This is a genomic window from Microbacterium karelineae (assembly GCF_009745985.1).
GTDB classification, from domain to species: domain Bacteria; phylum Actinomycetota; class Actinomycetes; order Actinomycetales; family Microbacteriaceae; genus Microbacterium; species Microbacterium karelineae.
On the sequence record NZ_WFIX01000186.1, the window covers coordinates 37,691 to 55,718 of the forward strand.

General features: G+C 67.2%; 16 protein-coding genes, 2 pseudogenes and 1 riboswitch. Of the genes and pseudogenes, 4 read left to right on the forward strand and 14 right to left on the reverse strand.

The annotated features are described in order from the left end of the window. Positions 1 to 7 precede the first annotated feature (7 nt). The 4 genes from GB932_RS12570 to GB932_RS12585 form a co-directional block, all read right to left on the reverse strand. A complete protein-coding gene (locus GB932_RS12570; protein ID WP_231916174.1) occupies positions 8 to 844 on the reverse strand; it encodes an aggregation-promoting factor C-terminal-like domain-containing protein in 837 nt (278 codons plus the stop codon). 323 nt (positions 845 to 1,167) lie between these two features. Continuing rightward, positions 1,168 to 1,368: a hypothetical protein gene (locus GB932_RS12575; protein WP_156761044.1), complete on the reverse strand. Its 201-nt coding sequence runs from the start codon at positions 1,366 to 1,368 to the stop codon at positions 1,168 to 1,170. Between the two features lie 56 nt (positions 1,369 to 1,424). Then, positions 1,425 to 2,360 (reverse strand): DNA-3-methyladenine glycosylase family protein, encoded by a 936-nt coding sequence (locus tag GB932_RS12580; protein WP_156761045.1) that lies wholly within the window; start codon positions 2,358 to 2,360, stop codon positions 1,425 to 1,427. A 135-nt stretch (positions 2,361 to 2,495) separates the two neighbouring features. Then, positions 2,496 to 3,272 carry a winged helix-turn-helix domain-containing protein gene (locus GB932_RS12585; RefSeq protein WP_156761046.1) on the reverse strand — a complete coding sequence of 259 codons (777 nt, stop codon included), beginning with the start codon at positions 3,270 to 3,272 and terminating at the stop codon, positions 2,496 to 2,498. A gap of 467 nt (positions 3,273 to 3,739) precedes the next feature. Between GB932_RS12585 and GB932_RS12590 the strand changes: the two genes are divergently transcribed. Beyond that, positions 3,740 to 5,671 (forward strand): family 43 glycosylhydrolase, encoded by a 1,932-nt coding sequence (locus GB932_RS12590; RefSeq protein WP_197517466.1) that lies wholly within the window; start codon positions 3,740 to 3,742, stop codon positions 5,669 to 5,671. Between the two features lie 19 nt (positions 5,672 to 5,690). After that, positions 5,691 to 5,981: a GNAT family N-acetyltransferase gene (locus tag GB932_RS12595; RefSeq protein WP_156761047.1), complete on the forward strand. Its 291-nt coding sequence runs from the start codon at positions 5,691 to 5,693 to the stop codon at positions 5,979 to 5,981. A gap of 48 nt (positions 5,982 to 6,029) precedes the next feature. Here the strand turns inward: GB932_RS12595 and GB932_RS12600 are convergent, their stop codons facing one another. After that, the gene (locus GB932_RS12600) at positions 6,030 to 7,016 is read right to left on the reverse strand and encodes a bile acid:sodium symporter family protein (protein ID WP_156761048.1); all 987 of its coding nucleotides are present in this window, start codon (positions 7,014 to 7,016) and stop codon (positions 6,030 to 6,032) included. Positions 7,017 to 7,096: 80 nt separating this feature from the next. Here GB932_RS12600 and GB932_RS19645 point away from each other — a divergent pair. Both GB932_RS19645 and GB932_RS12605 read left to right on the forward strand, forming a co-directional pair. Further along, positions 7,097 to 7,282, forward strand: a pseudogene (locus GB932_RS19645) (alpha/beta fold hydrolase); the annotation flags it as partial. Positions 7,283 to 7,329: 47 nt separating this feature from the next. Then, entirely contained in the window at positions 7,330 to 7,797 is a 468-nt protein-coding gene (locus GB932_RS12605; protein WP_306769958.1) for a hypothetical protein, read from the forward strand. Between the two features lie 6 nt (positions 7,798 to 7,803). Here GB932_RS12605 and GB932_RS12610 read toward each other — a convergent pair whose 3' ends face one another. The 9 genes and pseudogenes from GB932_RS12610 to GB932_RS12650 form a co-directional block, all read right to left on the reverse strand. After that, positions 7,804 to 8,625, reverse strand: coding sequence for an SseB family protein (locus GB932_RS12610; RefSeq protein WP_156761049.1), 822 nt, complete (start codon positions 8,623 to 8,625; stop codon positions 7,804 to 7,806). Positions 8,626 to 8,781: 156 nt separating this feature from the next. Beyond that, positions 8,782 to 9,060: pseudogene (locus GB932_RS12615) on the reverse strand (phosphotransferase); the annotation flags it as partial. A gap of 15 nt (positions 9,061 to 9,075) precedes the next feature. After that, complete coding sequence (locus GB932_RS12620; RefSeq protein ID WP_156761051.1) at positions 9,076 to 9,366, reverse strand: type II toxin-antitoxin system RelE/ParE family toxin; 291 nt, start codon at positions 9,364 to 9,366, stop codon at positions 9,076 to 9,078. Next, positions 9,363 to 9,596 (reverse strand): type II toxin-antitoxin system ParD family antitoxin, encoded by a 234-nt coding sequence (locus tag GB932_RS12625; protein WP_156761052.1) that lies wholly within the window; start codon positions 9,594 to 9,596, stop codon positions 9,363 to 9,365. Before GB932_RS12625 ends, GB932_RS12620 begins: the two co-directional genes overlap by 4 nt. Before the next feature lie 122 nt (positions 9,597 to 9,718). Beyond that, complete coding sequence (locus tag GB932_RS12630; protein ID WP_156761053.1) at positions 9,719 to 10,237, reverse strand: hypothetical protein; 519 nt, start codon at positions 10,235 to 10,237, stop codon at positions 9,719 to 9,721. Between the two features lie 55 nt (positions 10,238 to 10,292). Beyond that, positions 10,293 to 10,408, reverse strand: a riboswitch (SAM riboswitch). A gap of 346 nt (positions 10,409 to 10,754) precedes the next feature. Next, a complete protein-coding gene (locus GB932_RS12635; protein WP_156761054.1) occupies positions 10,755 to 12,851 on the reverse strand; it encodes an AIPR family protein in 2,097 nt (698 codons plus the stop codon). Between the two features lie 13 nt (positions 12,852 to 12,864). Beyond that, positions 12,865 to 13,809, reverse strand: a complete 945-nt coding sequence (locus GB932_RS12640) for a PD-(D/E)XK motif protein (protein WP_156761055.1) — start codon at positions 13,807 to 13,809, stop codon at positions 12,865 to 12,867. Beyond that, positions 13,806 to 16,538 (reverse strand): Z1 domain-containing protein, encoded by a 2,733-nt coding sequence (locus GB932_RS12645; RefSeq protein WP_156761056.1) that lies wholly within the window; start codon positions 16,536 to 16,538, stop codon positions 13,806 to 13,808. Before GB932_RS12645 ends, GB932_RS12640 begins: the two co-directional genes overlap by 4 nt. Further along, complete coding sequence (locus GB932_RS12650; protein ID WP_156761057.1) at positions 16,538 to 17,986, reverse strand: ATP-binding protein; 1,449 nt, start codon at positions 17,984 to 17,986, stop codon at positions 16,538 to 16,540. The genes GB932_RS12645 and GB932_RS12650 overlap by 1 nt, the downstream gene beginning before the upstream one ends. Between the last annotated feature and the right edge of the window lie 42 nt (positions 17,987 to 18,028).

The following is an 18,028-nucleotide window of genomic DNA, read 5'->3' on the forward strand; positions in this document are numbered from 1 at the left end:
ACACGGATCAGTACCAGTTGACCGACTGCGAGTGACCCCACGCGGCGCAGGGGGTGCCGTAGGTCGCGGAGATGTACTGCAGGCCCCACGTGATCTGCGTCGCGGCGTTCGTCGCCCAGTCGTCCGCGACGGTGCCCATCTTGCTGCCGGGCAGCGACTGCGGGATGCCGTATGCGCCGCTCGACGGGTTCGCGGCCTGGTAGTTCCAGCCCGACTCCTTCGTCCACAGCAGGTCGAGGCAGCCGAACTGGTCGGATCCCCAGCCGTAGGTGTCGAGAGCGAGCTGCTGGGCCGTGGCCTTCGCCCCGTCGACGGTGTTCGCATCGGCGAGGGCCTCGGCTGCCGCCTTCTCCTCGGCGGCGGCGGCCGCGGCGGCTTCCTCCTGCTCCTTGCGCTCCTGCTCGGCCTTCTCGGCCTGCTCGCGCTCGTATTCCGTCACCTCGACGGTGAGCTCCTCGATCGCCGCGCTGGCATCGGCCGTCGCGTCGCTCGCGACATACGCCGGCATGCCCTCGTAGTTCTCGAGGTACTCGACGGACGCCGTGAGGCCGGAGGTGTCGACCTTGTCCTCCGCGCGCTTCAGCAGGCTCTTCGCGGCGTCGAGGGTCTCCTGCGCCTCAGCGGCGGTCTCGCCCGAGGCGAGCTCGACGGTGCCCGCGTCCTCGCGCGGAAGCGGCGTGTCCATCGCATACGCCGCGGTGCCGGATCCGACGGCGAGGACGCCGACCGCGAGTGCGGAGACGAGGCCGATCCGCGTGCGGCGGCGTTCGCGCTCGCGGCGGAGCAGGCTGAGGTGGTTCGCGCGGGGGAAGGGGGTGAGCAGGGGCGTCTCGTCAGTCGTCATCCGGGAAATCGTCCAAAGATCTGTGCGGGGGATCGCAGTCGGGTCGCTGCGGGGCGTCGGTCGGTGCGCCTCAGGGTGCGCTGGCACGTCCGCCGGTCATCGACGATGCGGCGCGATTCTGGGTGCGCGCGCGGAGAACCCCCGGTATCGTCCGGATTCGCACGTGGGAGACCCCGATCGGGCCGGAAACCTGAGAACGCGCGTCAGATACCCGCGATCCGCGTCACGGCGCCGATCGCGCGGGTCTGTCACCTTTTGATAACGAACAGGTAACGACCGGGCTCTCTGAGTCTCCTGCGAGAGCGGTGAGAGCGGCGCCGCGACTACAGCTCGGCGCCGTTGTCGTCCTTGTCGTAGATGCCCTGGTTGCCGCCGCGTTTCGACTCGAAGGAGATGAGTGCGCCGATCCCGACGAGCACGCCGATCGTGCCGCCGAGCCAGGGGCTGCCGAGGATCGAGCCGATGAGGACGGCCAGGGCGAACAGACCGATCGCGATGAGGATCCTGCGGGCGCGCGGCGACATGCCTCCATTGTGGCGCGGATCGCGGGATCTGGGGCCGCGAGGCGCGGGGCCGCGGCTCATCGCGCCCGGTGGTCTTCGACGTGCAGGCGCGGCCCGCGGCGCGGCTCGACGACGCCGGCCGCGAGGATCAGGCGGATGACGCGCTGACGCTGCCCCCGCCACGGCTCGAGCAGTGCGAGCATGCCGTCGTCGTCGGTGCGCGAGCCGGCGAGGGCAGAGCCCACGTGGTGTGCGAGGTGGAAGTCGCCCACGCTGACCGCGTCGGGGTCGCCGAACGCGCGGATCCGCGTCTCGGCGGCCGTCCACGGCCCGACGCCGGGCAGTGACGTGAGGACCGCGCCGCGCGCGTCGCCCGAAGGCGCCGTCGCGAGCGCGCGCTCGAGCGACGCGCCACGCGCCGCCGCGCGGACGAGGGTGCGTGCCTGCGGGGGCTCGAGACCCGCACGGTGCCACGCCCACGAGGGGATCCGCCGCCACGCCTCGGCTGGCGGGGGTGCGAAGAGCGCGCGCGGGGAGGGCCCCGGCGCGCGCTCGCCGAAGCCCGCCACGAGCCGCCGCCAGGCGCCGAACGCCTGGCGCACCGTGACCTTCTGCTCGATGACGGCCTGCGCCAGCGCCTCGAAGGGCGCGTCGGTGCGGGTCAGCCGCAGGCCCGGATGGCGCCGGTGCGCCTCGGCGATGAGCGGGTGGTGCGACGCGTCGAACTCGTCGACGTCATCGCCCGCCCCGCACAGCGCCGGCACCTGCGCGATCGCCCTCTCGCGTCCCGGACCCCAGGCGGCGGTCCGCACGGATCCGTCGGCGAGCTGCGAGAGCGCGAGGGTCGCGACGCCGTCCGGTGTGCGCACCGCTCGCCAGATCACGCCGCCTGCCAGCGCCTGCGTCGGGTCGCCCGGCCCGCGCTGGAGCGAGCCGACCGTCACCCGCAGATCGAGCGGCCCGCGCGGCGCATACCGCGCCTGCAGCGGCGATTCGCGAACGGTGGTGAGCATGGCTGTCACGTTATGCCTGACCACCGACAGAAGAGAACACACGGGCCGTGAGGCGCGCGTCCCGTCAGGAGACTGGTCGGTTCCCGGGAGGGTGACCCGAATCCCACCGAGGCGTCGCGCGCTCGCGGATGCCCGTCAGAAGCGATCGGGCGAGGGGGCGCCGGCGCCGTAGCGGATCGTGACGTCGGCGTGGCGGTCGAAGCGGTATCCGATGCCGCGCACCGTGCGCACGATGTCCTCGTACCGGCTGAGCTTCGCGCGCAGCCGGCGCACATGCACGTCGATCGTGCGCTCGCCGGGGGCGTCGTCGTCGCCCGTCTGCCACAGCGAGTCGACGAGCTCGGCGCGCTCGATCGTGCGGCCCTCGCGCAGCACGAGGTACTGCAGCAGCTCGAACTCCTTGTAGGTGAGGGCCGCGCTCTCGCCGTCGATCGTCACGCGCTTGCGCGAGATGTCGACGACGACGCCCGAGTCGGCGTCGCGCGCGGGTGCCTCGGCGCGGACGCGTGCGACGGCTCCCGGCTCCTTGAGCGCGAGCCGGACGATGTCGATGTCGCGGCCGCCCGCGTCCTGTGGCGCGAGCGCGACCGTCGCATAGGTGTCGGCGCGCGGGGAGAGGTCGGCGATCGTGCGGCGCAGGGCGTCGACGAGCACGTTGAGGCTCACACCGTCGGCGGCCGCCGAGGCCTCGTCGAGCCCGACGTAGAGGGCGAATCCGCGCGGTTCGGTGCCGGCGGGCAGGCCCGCCGTCGTCTGGGCAGGCTGGGGCGCGGGGGTGTCGTTCACGATGCGGCCGTTCGAGGGATGTGCCGTGCGGGAAGCCTGCTGCTCACGGAGTGAGGGTACCGCGTGCAGGTGCGTCGCGCGGGTCGGTCGGGCGGTGCGGATGGCGGGTGCGGTGAGGGTGGTCATGAGGGAGGTCCTTGTGGTGTGCGCGGATCCGGTGTGCGGATGCGCGGGGAATGCGTCGATGCGCGTGCGGCGCGGTGCACGCGCCTCGAGCGAGGCGATGCGTGCTCCAGATCGGCGGGTGCGGCGCGCGAGGGGCGCGGATCCGGCGGCGTCTGGGGAGGGCTCAGCTGGCGGGGCGGCTCAGCGACACATTCGACAGCACATGACGACGCGACCCGGCATCATCGCACCGGAGACTCCGTTCGCCTCCCGGGCGGACAGAACCTGCGTGTCGTCAGTCATGTGGCTCATTGTGACGGCCCATCACCGTTCGTGTCAATCTGCGACGGGTTCTGTGACAGCGCGTGTCGGGGTGCGCCGCGGGGGCGGCAGGGGCGCGCGATACCCTGGCTCCATCGTGTTCCCGGTAACAGTCGGGGCGGAGGAAGGCGCACGCGCGCCGCGACGAGCTCGAAGGGGAGTCCACCGTGGGAGAACCGAACGGATCCGTGCGCCTGCTCGCGTACGACCGCGTTCCGACGACCGATCAGGAGGCGAACAACGCTGACATCGCGCTGAGCGTGCACCTCGCGCTCGACTTCGGCGACGGCTGGGTGCCGCTCAACGAGAACTACGGCGTCTTCTTCGCGAAGACCTCTGAGGCGCCCGGGCCGCGCGGCACGCCGAGCGACATCGTCCGCGGCCTCGTGGATCCGCACATCCATGTCGAGCCCGGCGGCTTCGGGATCGTCGCGACGCGCGTCGCGCGCGGCGGCGGCTCCGACGGCACGCAGGCGTCGAGCCTCCTCTACGCGCGATCGGTCGACCTGCTCGCGTACGAGGAGATCGGGCTGATCGACCTCGGGGTCGACGACGGTGTGAACGCCCCCGCCGCGATATACGACGCGGATCAGGAGCGCTATGTCGTCGCCTGGACGTCCGATGCGGGCGAGCCGATGCACACGACGTTCGCCGATCTCGCGGATCCCGCCACGCGCGGTCCCGTCGCCGCGGGCGCCGTGCCGGCGCTCGCGCGCGCGGCGTCGGCGCCCGGCGTCGAGGACTTCCGCTCGGGCAATTCGATCGACGTCCCGCCCGAGATCGCGCGGGCGCTCGGGGTGCGCCTCGGGCGGATCCGGAACACCTCGGCCGGGGCGTTCGAGCCGGTCGAGCTCGCCGTCGGCGAGGCACTCGACGCGGGGCGCCTGCCCGCGCGGATCTCGCTCGGCTACGACGACGGATCCACGGGATCCCTCGCCGTCGCGTGGGACGCCGACGCGATCGCCGCCGTCGACACCTCGACGCCGGGGCGCTACGTGATCCGCGGATCCGTGCGGCAGGCGGAGTACCCGGCGCCGTTCGCGGACGAGCGCGCGGATCCCTCGATCTTCGCGTTCGACGGGAACGGCACGCAGATCTTCCTCCTGATCGCGACCGAGGACCTGCACATGAACCCCGTCGATCCGGACGTGCCGGGCGGGCCCCACATGCCGATCCGCGTGGGCAGGACGATCGCCGAGCTGTCCGACGAGGCGATCGCCGCGGGTGGAAACGCCGAGATCGACCTGCTGCGCACCGGCGACGTCGACGCGCACGGCGGCGTCATGACGGGGTGCTTCTGGGCGCCCGAGTTCCACATCATCGACGGCACGCTGTCGATCCTGTTCATGCCCTGCTACGACGGGGCCGACGGAAAGCCCGATATGTGGACGGGGCGGGCGAGCATCGTCCAGCTGAAGAAGGACGCGGACGGCCGCGACCTCGACCCCTCCGTTCCGGCGAACTGGACCGCGGCCCGCCACGTGCTGCGCGCCGACGGATCCGACCTCAACGACATCGAGGGCATCTCGCTCGATATGACGTACTTCCAGGACTCCGGGCGCCACCACTACGTGTGGCAGATGCTCGGATCGCTGTTCCTCGCCGAGATGGATCCCGCGGATCCGACGCGCCTCACGACGGATCCCGTGCGGATCATCGCGCCCGAATACGCGTGGGACAACGTCATCGCCGAGGGAGCCAACGTGCTCGTGCGGGACGGCGTGATCCACATGATCTACTCGGGTTCGTCGGTCGGCGACACCTACACGACGGGCCTCGCGACGGCGCCCGCCGGCGTCGGCGCCGACCTCGCGGATCCCGCCACGTGGACCCGGTTGAACCATCCGCTGCAGAAGTCGGGCCCGTTCGCGGGCGAGTGGCAGCTCGGCACGGGGCACGGCATGTGGTCGACGGATGAGGACGGAAACGACCTCTACGTCTTCCACGCCCGCACCGACCACAACGGCCTGACGGGGCGCGACACGTTCGTGCGCCGCGTGCACTGGGCATCGGACGGGTTCCCCGTGCTCGACATGGAGCGCGAGGAGGAGCTCGCTCCCGAGTTCCGGAATCCCGAGATCGAGGTCGTGGTGCGCTGAACGGGTGTTGAATCGTGGGGTGAGTGCTGACCTGACCTTCACGGATGCCGCGGACCTGTCGCGATACGAGCTGCGCCGCGGCGACGAGCTCGTGAGCGTGCTCGACTACCGCGTGCGCGGCGACACGATCGCCCTCACCCGGGCCTTCACGAACCCCGCCCGCCGCGGCCACGGCTACGCGGCGGTCGTGACGCAGCGCGCGGTCGACGCGATCGAGGCGCGCGGCGGGCTCAGGGTGGTGCCGGTGTGCTGGTACGTCGCCGACTGGTTCGACGCGCACCCCGAGCACCAGGAGCTGCTGGCGGGCTGAACGCGATGAGGCGCTGGCAGGCGACCGCGCGCCGCTGAATGGTCCCGCTCAGCGCGTGTCGCGCTCCGTCTGCGCCTCCGGGCGATCCGCATCCGTGATCGGTCGGCGCCCGAGGGCCATCGCGAACACGGCGCCCGAGAGGTTGTGCCAGACGGAGAACACGGCGGCCGGCAGGGCCGCGAGGGGTGAGAAGTGCGCGGCCGCGAGCGACGCCGCGAGGCCCGAGTTCTGCATGCCGACCTCGACGGCGATCGCGCGGCGCTCGCGCTGGGTCATGCGCATCGCGGACGCCGCGCCGTAGCCGAGCAGAAGCCCGAAGCCGTTGTGGAGCACGACGGCGAGGAAGACGATGAGCCCGGCCTCGATGATCCGCTCGGCGCTTGCACCGACGACGATCGCGACGATCAGGGCGATGGCGATCGTCGACACCCACGGCAGCACGGGCTGCACCCGCTCGATCCAGCGCCGCAGCAGGATCCGCACGAGGATCCCGGCGATCACGGGGACGAGCACGGTCTGGACGACCGACAGCATCATCGCCGAGAACGGCACGTCGAGGAACTGGCCGGCGAGCCACAGTGTGAGCAGCGGCGTGAGGACGGGCGCGAGCAGCGTCGAGCACGCCGTGACCGTGACGGACAGGGCGGTGTCGCCGCGCGAGAGGTAGGTGACGACGTTCGAGGCGGTGCCTCCCGGCGCGCAGCCGACGAGGATGAGGCCCGCCGCGAGCTCCGCCGGGAGCTGGAGGGCGACCGCGATGGCCCACGCGGCGAGCGGCATGACGATGAACTGCAGGGCGACGCCGATCGCCACGATCCACGGCCGCTTCGCGATGCGGGTGAAGTCGGGCAGCGTGAGCGTCAGGCCCATCCCGAACATGACGATGCCGAGCAGCCACGGGATCGATGGCGCGAGGGGGACGACGGCGCCGGGGGCGAAGAAGCCGATCACGGCGGCCACGAGGACGAGCACGGGGAAGAGCGTGACGGCGAGGCGGGCCGCGCGGTCGACGGCGGGCGCGGGGGAGGACATCATCCGCCTTGGATACCACGACGGCGGGGCAGCGTGCGAATCCACCTGTTCCCCTCGTCGGGGGTTCCCTCTACCCTCGCGGTATGGACGTGATCCTCATCTCCGGATTCTGGCTCGACGGATCGTCGGGGCGCGGCCAGGTGCCCGCACTCGAGGCGGCGGGCCATCGCGTGCACGCGCCCACCCTGCCCGGATATGCGCCGGGCGACGGCATCGATGTGGGGCTGCAGGATCACGTCGATGCGGTCGTGCGGATCATCGACGATGTCGAGGGCGATGTCGTCCTCGTCGGGCATTCGGCGGGCGGCGCCGTGGCGTGGGGGCGACCGACGCGCGGCCTGATCGCGTGGCGCGGGTCGTCTTCGTCGACGCCTTCCCGCCGCCGGAGGGATTCGCCGTCAACGACGAGCTGCCGGCTGCGGGCGGGGTCGTGCCGTTCCCCGAGGATCGCGCCGCGTACTTCGCCGAGGTCGAGTTCCAGGACTTCGCGGACGATCAGCTCGCGGACTTCATCGCGCGCGCGATCCCGGTGCCCGAGCGCGTCGCGACGGATCCGATCGTCCTGTCGGACGAGGCGCGCTGGGAGGTGCCGATCACGATCGTCGCGACGGCGTTCCCCGTCGAGCAGCTCGAGCAGCTCGTCGCGGCGGATCACCCGATGACGGCCGAGATGCGCGCCGTGCGGGAGATGTCGGTGATCGAGCTGCCGACGAGCCACTGGCCGCAGCTGACGAAGCCCGACGAGCTCGCGCGGATCCTCGTCGGTGAGGCTGCGGGGGAGTAGGCGGGGTCAGCTGTCGGCGTCGCCTGCCTCCGCGCCGCCGGCCTTCTCGGCGTCCTCGAACCAGTCGAGCTGGAGCTCGGCGGCGGGGCCGACGGGGTTGACGACGATCCCCGCCATCCCGTCGTCCTTCGCCGACGCGACGACCTTCTCGAGCGTCGTCGGCTGGGCGATCGCGGCCGACTCCCACGCCCACAGCTCGGCGGGGCTCGTGAACAGGGCGTGCAGGACCTGGCCGTCGGGGCGCGTGGCGCTCGCGATGTTGTAGCCGATCGTGTCGCCGTCGTCGTCGGTCACGGGGATCCCGCCCACATAGACCACCGCGTCGTGGAGCATGCGCACGAACTCGTCGAGCTCGACGCCGCCGTCGACGATGGCCGATGCCAGGCGCGAGGCGTCGGCGAGACTGTCGCCGAACGCGCGCGTCATCTCGTCGGCGTATGTGATGAACGCGCCGTCGGATCCCGCGTCGATCGCGATCCCGTCGTGGTGCTCCATCGCCTGCGCGAGCGTCGCCGCCGCGGGCTGCGCGAGCGAGCGGCCCTCGTCGCCGGGCGCGAACGCCTCGAGGCGCGGGTTGTCGGTGAACGCGAGCAGCAGATCCTTGCCCTCGTCGTCGCGCACCGACGTGACGACGAGCTTGTCGCCCTCCTGCATCGGCTTCTCGGGATCCGCGAACTCGGAATGGCTGATGTCGAGCAGCAGCTGCCCGGATGCCGCGCGCCGCAGCACGTCGCTGTGCGTCTGCGGATCCTTCTTCTCGGCCCACGCCGCAAGCGCCTCCTGCACGCGGGCGTTCTGGACGATGTTCTTCGGCTGCTCGTCGCTCATACGGCCACGGTACGTGGGGTGCGGGGTGGGGTGCCAATGCGTGGCGGCAGGTTGCGCGGCGTCGGGCGCAGTTCCGAGATGAGGCCGAATCGTCGAGAGAAGGGGATTATCGCGGTTTGGCGCGATCCTCGGTGATGCTGCCTTCTCTCGGCGCCTCTACAGTTCGGGGCTCAGCATCGCCTCGGCGGCGGCGCGGTGGACCGGATCCTCGGTTTCGAGGGCGAAGATCCCGTACGTGAGGGGGCTCGCCTCCCAGATGCGGCGCGCCTGCGTCGCGAGGCCCGGCCAGGTGCGCCCGCCGGCCGCGACATACGCGTCGACGGCCACCTGCAGCATGTCGTCGCCAGCGGCGCCGAGCTGGAAGGAGAAGTCGCGGGCGGGGTCGTCGACCCGGGCGGTCGTCCAGTCGATCACGCCGGTGATCCGTTCGCCGTCGAGGAGGAGGTGGGCCTACAGATGCCGGCCCGGTTCCATGCGTTGGTGCAGGACGCGGATCACGTCGATCGAATCGTCGGTGACGACGTAGAACACGAGATGGCTCCCGATGCGATAGCGGCGGTATCCCTCGCGGATGTCATCGCATCTATGTCCGCGATCGGGATCCGTCGCGATCCGTTCGATCGCCGCACGGATCTCCAGGATGTATGTCTCGGCCTGTGCAGGAGACCAGCGTTCCTCTGTGAAGTCCCAGATTCCGGAGAGGTCACGCTGTGCCGCAGGCGTGAACCGGTAGGGCGTCATCGCCTCTTCGACGCGATGAACGCGTCGAAGTCGAACTCCTCGGCCTCGCCGCTGTTCTCGCCGGAGACGAGCGCGGCTCGCAGAGCGGCGAGCTGCGTCTCCCGGTCTTCCAGGAGCCGCAGACCAGCGCGGATCACCTCGCTCGCGGAGCGATAGCGCCCGGAGTCGACCTCGCGCGAGAGAAACGCGGAGAAGTGATCGTCGAGGCTGATCGAGGTGTTCTGCGCCATGAACCAAGGGTACCAATTATTGGTAGTCGAGCGCTGGGGTCAGGCTGACGGAGTTGAGCCGATTCTGCGATTCGAGCGTCGGCGTGGCCGGGGCGGGCCTCTCAGCCCGCCCCGCCGGTGTGTCAGTCGCCGATCGTCTCGAGCGTCCCGTCGGGGTGCAGGAGCCCGCCGAGCGGGGGCAGGTGGCCTCCGCGCAGCACGTGCTGGAGCGCGCGCCGCGGGGATTCGCCGGCGGCGACGCGTTCGAGCCACGGGGCCCAGGCGTGCGCGTTGAGCCGGAACTGGATCGGTCCGCGCCGTTCGTGCGGCCACAGCTCGAACAGGTGGGCGTGGGCGCGGATGTCGAGGGTGCCGCGGGTGAACTCGCTCTTCAGCAGCTCGGCGAGGAGGTAGTACTGAGCGGGCGTGAAGCCGGCGGCGTGGAGGGCGCGGGCGGTGTCTTTCCAGGTCTTCGGCGCGTGCGTGTTCCCGTTGAGCAGGCCGGGCGCGAGGTGCGCCATGATGACGGCGCCGGGGAACCACGGCAGGTGGTCGATCATGTACCGCGACCAGAGCGGGCGGTCGGCCTCGGGGACGTCGCCCCACCCGTCGTGCGGGTCGAGGTCGTCGCGGTCGCCGGAATCGACGTTGATGAGAGACATGGGAGTGCTCCTTCCCGGATCCCGCGGGTGCGCGAGCGCGCGCCGCCAGCGGGCATCCATCGACTTGCCCGCGCACGGCCGTGGCGGGCCGGTTCTTCCCCTGGGGCACCCCACTCGACCGAGAGGGTTGCCGCACAGCCGGCCAGGTACCGACAGCTGTGACTCGTGAACCTTCGAGTAAGAGTAGCGGACGGTGTCGATGAACGGAGCATGAGTTTGGGAGGAGCGGCAGGCGACTCTGTGCAACGAGCAGATATTCGATTATCTGTGGTCGCCGGCGACGTTGAGATTCGGAATCGAGGATCTGCGCCTCCTTCTTGGCCTCATCCACAACCTCGGGAGGGGGATCCGCAGTACCCAGGTGGCACCGTCTGCGTCGTCGGCCACGACGACGCGGAATTCGACCCTGGCCTCGTTGACGGAGACCGAAGCGGGGTGCGAGGGTCAGGCCGTCGGATGCGTCGATGAGGATGGAGCATGAGGCCACGTCGCCAGGATCATCCCGATCTGCCCCATGTCACGCCGACAGGTCGTCAGCGAGAACGAACCCTTCATCGACGCACCGCTCCAGCGCTCGCCATGCGCGGGTTGCCTGACGATCGGAAGGAATGGCGCCACTCGTCACCACCTTGATGATGTCCAGATCTGTGGGGCTCAGGACGCCCGCCCCGCTTGCCTCACGTAGTACGTCCGCCCACACCGACTTCCTTACCTTCATGACACGAGTGACGGCCTCGAGGCCCGTGTCGATTACCCGCTCCCTCTTTGCGTCGACTGTCCGCGCGCGGACCTCCGCGGCATCGACGAGGTCCGCCTCGACGCGAGGGTCGATGGTGACAGGTTGCCGCTGGGCACGCTTCCAGGCCTCCTCCTGCTTCGCCCATTGTGTGACGTTCGCTTGGGGGCGCGTCGGGTCAGTCAGGACTTCGCTCATCGAGCGTGCGATCGATACGAGGGACTCGCGACTGGCGGCCGAGATCCCCTGCGTGCGCCACACCTTCTCGAGGTCGTACTTTGCCTTTGGAAAGCGTTGCTCTAGTTCATACGCGAATCGAGCAACTGCGTACGTCACGATGTTTGCCAGGTAGCCGGTGCCGTACCATTCGGATGCCATGATCGCGGTGCGTGTCTCAGTGAAAATGATCGCCTTGGCGACACCCGCGCGGAAGTACGCGTCACCGAACTGGTCTTCGTCCTTCTCCCACATTTCAGCTGCGAGCTTCGCGAACGCCATGAAGTTGCTTTGCGCACCGCGACTGACCTCGTGCGGCCGCTTGCTCCAACTGAACGCGTACTTGGCCCAGTCGGTCTTCGTGACCCGTTGCTTCTTCGGGTACTCAAGCTCGAATCGTTTGACGTGCGACGCTGGTCCAGCATTGCGCTGGTTCTCCCATTGCCCCCGGGCTCGCTCGTAGAACCACTTCGACTGGACGTGGTGTCCGTCGGGGGCAGGAGCGCGCAGACGTCGACTGATCTGCTCGAGTCGGACGTGAAACGGACTGTTCGAGAACAGGTCAGCTTCGCTGACAGCGTTCTGGCTATTGGCGTACCTCGAGATGGATGAGACGACATCGGCTGCCCCTTCGGGTGCGACGGTGACAAGTTTCATGGGAACCGAAACGTGGTCGACGCTGGTGCCGCGTTGCGTTCGAATGAAGTGGGCGAGGGACGCAGTCGTCTGGCCGCCATTGACGATCTGCCAGTTGTGAAGCGACGTGATCCTCGGTCCCTCAGGCGTCTCTCTGACGACAACGCCTGTGGCCGTGGTCGTCAGCCCGTTGTTGTATGCGAGGAACATTTCGGGCTCGTTTGCGAGGGTTCGCTGAATTCCTCGGTTGACCTTGCCGCGCGCACTGAGGAAGGTGCGCACGTTCGACTCGAGTAGCTGGCTCCCGTACTCATTGAACACGCCCGCGAGGAGATGTCCCGGGATGACCGCCAGATAGGACTGCGTGGGCGACTCACTCGAGGTAGCGGGAAGACAGGGGAGCCCGTCGGGAAGCCACTTCGTGATGTCGACGTCGTAGTCATCCTGACCACTCTCGGACTTCGCGAGGTCCTCGAACCGCCGGAGATCCCAGATCGAGTAGGTCGCTGGCCGACCACACACTTCGTCGGAATCGATAGATCGAATCCGGTCGCTCATCGTGCCGTCAGTCACGAGGATGAACTTGAACTTGACTACTTTGCCGAGGGAGTTTCGGGGGTCCCTCCGAAGGAGGTCGCGGAAGTACGTTGCGTGCTCCGCCTCGTTCGAGCTGATCTCGAGGTTCTCGCCGAGATAGCCGTCCGCAGACTGCTCGATGAAGCCAACACCCGCCTTGAAAGCAACTCGCGCGTCAGTCTTCGTCAGCTTCGCGCCTGGCCCGTCGTAGAACGCCGAGCACATGACGACGAGCGAGCTATCTGCTGTGTCCTCTGCGTACCCGAGGATTCGAAGCGGTGATCGATTGCGCCCGCGGCATTGGAGTGGCACGATCGTGAGGTCCTGAACGACCTCGGCAGTCTCGAGGCGATCGGCGGCCTCATAGCCGAATGCCTCGAGTCGAAAGGCGGAGTTCCCCTCGGCGCGGATATGGATGGAATTCGCGAACTCGTCGTAGAAGTCAGACAATGCTGTCACTCTCTCAGTGCGTTAGTGTCCAGTGTGAGCTCGAGGTGAAGTCGCCAAGCTGGTCGATGTCCAGAGTGTGCGTGACATTCTGCACGGCAGTGGGCACGTCGTCAGGGCGAATACGGGGGAAGTTGCCGTGCACGGAGAACCACTTCCAGTCTCCCTGTTCGAAGTGATAGCGCTGGTAGAACGGGTCGTCCGCCTCGAATCCAAGCGCCGCGAGCGCCTTCGCGAACGCGGCCCGCGCGGAGGGCTGCGAGTCCATCCACTCGGCGACCTCCCTGACGAGATCCACCAACCCGCGCCCATCCCCGGGCGCGCATCTCTCGATTGGGAGGACCGCGAGCCGAAGGTCATCGTCGCGAGGATCGAGCTGTTCCACGCTGGAGATCTTGATCCGATGATTGACGCGCCTGATCGACTTGACTTCGATGCACCGCGCCCGGGCCAGCACGAAGTCCTTGGCGATGCGATATGGCCCCTGCCACGCGGCTGCCGCGGCGTCGGCCGCGAGGCCAGCGTCCCGAAGCTCTAGAAGCATGGCGAGCTCCGCGTACAGCCCGCGGATCAAGTCCCCCTTGAGGTGTCCATCGCGAGAAGCAAACATGTCCCGGAGGTCCTCAAAGTGCCGGATCAGGTGAACCAGAGCAACCTCCAGCCGGTCGGCGTCGTTGCTCGCGTCGAGGAGTGAGTCAACGATGGCCTCGAACATGACTGTGAGACCCACGGACTCGGACTGGAAGCGCAAGAAGCGGTTAGCCGAGCCGACGGGGTCAACATGGACGTCGATGCCGCGCGTCCCTTCGACCTCTCGATCGAATTCCTGCGGCACCCTGACGAGTAGCGCGGGGTGCCCGTGTGCGTTGAGCGCGTATGCGCTCAACACGCCGTGGTGCAGGGGCACCGTCTTGAGATCGACGCCTGCTAGCGCGAGCTCGAACTGCTTCGCGGAGGTCATTGCTCCTCCTCATCGAAGTCATTGTCTTCGAACATACCGAGCTCATGGCGTGCGAAGACGCGATTGATCTTCCACTTCACACCACGGTCATTCGCGATTTCGTCGATCTCCTCCTCGGGGGTGAGAGTTGGGGGCGCGATCACGATTGCTGCAACGGGATTGATCACCGTTGCCGTGTATGGTGTCCGTCCACCTTCGAGCTTCTTACTGGTATTGGTTGCTCCGGTGACGGTATATACGACGAGTACTGGCCGAGGGAGCCTTCCGCGCACTCGGTAGTCGGCAGCGTGGCTATCCGCGTACAGATGCTGGAGTTCCTCCTTGTCCGCAGCGGGGAGCGTCTTGAACAGGTCGCCGCTCGCAGCGACACGACGGTTCTTGAAGTGGAGCTCGTCGCCTTCGACATACATAGTGTTGCGCACGCTCGTCGCGATTGCCGGCAGTCCGGGCACGTCAGCCTCCTTACCTGCGCCCTGCATGAACGCGACGTCCCAACGTTCGCTCCCCTTGATATCCGAGAACCGCGCCAGGAGCGGGCTCAGCTGCCCCGGAGCGGAGCCGAGTGTGGGGTCGGACCGGTGAACTTTGAACGACGCAAGGAAGTCAGCGATCACCTCACCAGGGACATCCCGCCATACGTATGGGTCGGACTGAGGTGCCTGTGGTCGGTCGCTGAGGTTTGTGTAGAGCGTGGCGACAGCCTCCAGATTCCGGCGTCGCTCGTCTTCGTCGTGCACGAGGTTGTGCGATTCCCAGGTCCTGCCGTTGAGCGAGATAGTACCTTCGAAGTCTTCGGCGTGTTGCATCTTTCGTGCACTCGCGATCAGGAATCCCTCGGGATGCCGTCTCATACGAAGCCCAAACTGCTTGGGAGTGAGCTCCTTTGCTTCCATCTCGGCGAGAGAGTCACGGAGCTCCTGCGAGAGCTCGGAGGTCCACCGAAACAGCTCAGCAGTTGCAGGATCGATCCAGAGGCGGACAAGATCCTCGTAGCCGGGACGGTACCCAAACCACCGTCCCATCTGAAGTAACGTGTCGGCAGCAGCCGCCCGACGTGCGTAGTAGCTCACCTGGAGCCCGTCGAGCGTGAGTCCGCGGGCGAGCACGTCGCCACCCACGTACACGGTTGGGATCAGAGCATCCGCTTCCTTTATCCGGCGGGGGGTCTGCATCAGCCACTTGTCACGTTCGGCTTTGGTGTCGCCATTGATGAGTTGCGCTCGAAGCTCATCAGCCACACCGATCAGCTCAGTGCGGACACTCATCCATGTGACGTCGACGTCAGGGTAAAGGTCGTTGTAGGCCTCCTCGAGGAGTTGGGTCCGCTTGCTCATCGATCCGCCCTCAGGTAGGCCGAACTCAGACGTGATTGCCCATGACAACGCGCGAATCCAATCCTGCACGTGGTGAAAGACCTGCGCTTGGACTGCCTTGAACCGGCTTACATTGATCAGCATCGAAGCGGGGCTGGCGTCGCCGTCGCGGACTCTACGAATCGCCGTGCCTACGTAGAAGCCTGCAATCGCGCGGCGCACCGAGAGGGGCAGCTCTTCGATTCGCGAGTTCGCCTTGTGTGCGTAGGGCAACACCGCGAGAGTGTCATCCACGTCCTCGACCAGAGCCGGGTGTGCCGCGCGCCCAAAGTAGGCGTTGACTCCCTGGTAGTTCGACGGGCTTTCCAACACTTGGATGAAGTCGCGGGGAAAGAGATCCTGCTCGATCTCGTCGTTGATGAAGATGTTTGCGAAAGGAGTTGCAGTGATGCCCAGATAGCTGTTGTGCGCCGACTGCTTGAGTAGCTTGCGAATGGCGGCGTTGACCGCAGTCACGTTCGTCTCGTCGTTCGTGTTGATCGACGCCCAGTCGGCCTCGTCGTCGATAACGAGTAGCGGTGGTTGGTCGCCACCTGTTGGCATGGCGGCGCTTAGGTACTGGGCCAGATTGTTGAGAACTGTCTTGTTCTTCTTGACGACGAAGACGGTTGGCGTTCCGGCTCCCAGTGCGACCTGACCGGCTCGTTTGCTTCGCGCACTGAAGTCGGATTGCGTGGTCGTTAGCACGTTGATTGACAGCGGAAGATGTTTGTTGATCTTCCCGATCCCGACGTGCGCGACGTCGTTGCTCGCGATATTGTCGGCAAGATAAGAAGAATCGATGCCGGTCAGGTCCGAGTCGATGCGCCTCTGCGTCTGACGCCGGAGGTCCTCAGTGTGACCTCCGATGACAACTATCACCTTGACGCCGTAGTCGATCGCTTTCGCCAGCAGACTGATGTAGGTCGCGGTCTTGCCAGACTGCACCTCTCCGATGGCAATTCCCCGCCGGGGCGCATCGCCGGTCTTGGCTGGGTCCCCGAGCAGATCCATGATGCGATCCGTTTGGCGGTCGAGCGCGTCGATCACCGCGCCAGACCATCCGCGTTGCAGCAACAGTTCGGCGTACGCCTCGGACCGAGCAAGGTCGACCTCCGTCTTCCGATCCGCGAGCCAGGGCGTAAACGTCTCCTTGTCCACGACGCCGTAGCCGTCTGCCATCACGACGTTGTACTGCTCCATGAGCAGATCGAGCACAACGTCTATCTCAGAACGCGAGAGTTCGGGTGCCATCAGTGGAGCGAGTGTCCCCGCGAGTTCCTGAAGTCGCGTGAGCTCGATCACGTGGCCGGGGTCATGGCGAATCTGGACCGCGAGCGTTTCGCGGAGCCTTGCGGCATCGGGGCTGAGTTGCATCAGACTTCCTTCCACACCTCGGTCACGAGGTCACGCAGGTTCTCTACAGAGTTGAATGGTTCGATCTTGCCAAGTGCCTCTGACATTCGTGCAGGTTCGGTGTCGATCGCTCCTCCATCGCGGAGCGCTCGCAACCGGGCGGCGATCGCGGTCTCAACGAGCAGGGGGACTTCTCGTTGCTGATTGCCCGCCATGCGTGCGTAGACGTCGGCCGCTGGAAAGCACGTCGCGAGGTCCGCAAGGAGATTCTCGAACGTGCCTGCTGCGCCTCTCGGCAATGCTGAGCGAACGGCCTGCACCGAAGGGTGGTCCGAGTTCACCTCGTACCGAAACCCGTTGCGGTCCTCGATCACTTTCCAGAGAAAGGTGAAGTCCGTGGGCTCGGATTGCCGCCCCCGGAATGTGTGTATGCGGGTGCTCTTGATCTTGACTTGGTCTATGATCTGCCGGAAGCGTTGACGGAACGCCTGAGGTGGCTCGACGCGGGATTTCTTGATGTCGAGCTGCCAGTGGTGATCGAGCTCGGGCGGGATGTCGACCCGCACGCGAGTCTGCTTGCTCAGCTCGTCCTGCTTTGCAAGACCGAGCCAGCCTCCGGCGCTGACAAGGCGGCGGTTCCGATAGACGTAGAACCCCTGATGTTCACGCATCCGGGCGCCGAGGTCCTCACGTTTGCCCTCGCTGGTGGTGAGGTCGCTCGCGTGCGGAAGAGTGAAGGCCTCGACGACGACCGGGTGCCCCTCGATCGTCACGTTCTCTACAGGCGACACCTGAGTGCGTCGGTTGTCCTCGAGGAACGGATCGATTCGGCTCACCTTGATGCCGTTCACACTGAGCCGTAGCGCGTCGCGACCTTCAAGAAACCGCTGGAACACGAGCCCCAGGTGGTTGCGTAACTCGCTGAGGCGTGAACTCATCCAGCCCGAGACATCGTGCGCCGAGGCGAGGAGGTAATCCAAGGACTCCCATATGACCAGCGTCCCGTGATCCCCGCGGCGGATGAGCTCGCTCTGAGGCGCCGCATCGATATCCGCTTCCTCGAGCACGCGGATCGACCAGTTTCCTGTGCGCAGAACGAAGTCGAGGTCCCACTGGAGCCCGGTCACCACTCCGCCCTGCTTCGTCAGTACCGTGAGCCGCCGCCCCTGAGAGAGGGAAGCTGTCTTCAAACCGAGGCCGAATCTGCCCAGGTCTGTCTCTCCCCGCACGAAGTTCCGCGTACCGGCGAGCTTGAGTGCGTCGCGGGCCCCGGAGGCGTCCATGCCGGAGCCATCATCGAAGAAGCACACGTATGAACCACTCACGGTGTCAGCGAGGACATCGATGTGCCGTGCGCCGGCGGCGATGCTGTTATCGACGATGTCGGCGACTGCCGCGTTGAAGGAGTACCCGACAGACCGCATGGACTCAAGGAGCTCCACACCAGGGACCAATGGCTCTTCTCGCATGCGTCGCGTCCTCCCTGACCGTCCCTGCAAGAATACGCAAAG

Coding starts and splice junctions, on each gene's coding strand:
- GB932_RS12570 (WP_231916174.1), bottom strand. CDS start 844: ATGACGACTGACGAGACGCCCCTGCTCACCCCCTTCCCCCGCGCGAAC.
- GB932_RS12575 (WP_156761044.1), bottom strand. CDS start 1,368: ATGTCGCCGCGCGCCCGCAGGATCCTCATCGCGATCGGTCTGTTCGCC.
- GB932_RS12580 (WP_156761045.1), bottom strand. CDS start 2,360: ATGCTCACCACCGTTCGCGAATCGCCGCTGCAGGCGCGGTATGCGCCG.
- GB932_RS12585 (WP_156761046.1), bottom strand. CDS start 3,272: ATGACCACCCTCACCGCACCCGCCATCCGCACCGCCCGACCGACCCGC.
- GB932_RS12600 (WP_156761048.1), bottom strand. CDS start 7,016: ATGATGTCCTCCCCCGCGCCCGCCGTCGACCGCGCGGCCCGCCTCGCC.
- GB932_RS12610 (WP_156761049.1), bottom strand. CDS start 8,625: ATGAGCGACGAGCAGCCGAAGAACATCGTCCAGAACGCCCGCGTGCAG.
- GB932_RS12620 (WP_156761051.1), bottom strand. CDS start 9,366: ATGACGCCCTACCGGTTCACGCCTGCGGCACAGCGTGACCTCTCCGGA.
- GB932_RS12625 (WP_156761052.1), bottom strand. CDS start 9,596: ATGGCGCAGAACACCTCGATCAGCCTCGACGATCACTTCTCCGCGTTT.
- GB932_RS12630 (WP_156761053.1), bottom strand. CDS start 10,237: ATGTCTCTCATCAACGTCGATTCCGGCGACCGCGACGACCTCGACCCG.
- GB932_RS12640 (WP_156761055.1), bottom strand. CDS start 13,809: ATGACCTCCGCGAAGCAGTTCGAGCTCGCGCTAGCAGGCGTCGATCTC.
- GB932_RS12645 (WP_156761056.1), bottom strand. CDS start 16,538: ATGCAACTCAGCCCCGATGCCGCAAGGCTCCGCGAAACGCTCGCGGTC.
- GB932_RS12650 (WP_156761057.1), bottom strand. CDS start 17,986: ATGCGAGAAGAGCCATTGGTCCCTGGTGTGGAGCTCCTTGAGTCCATG.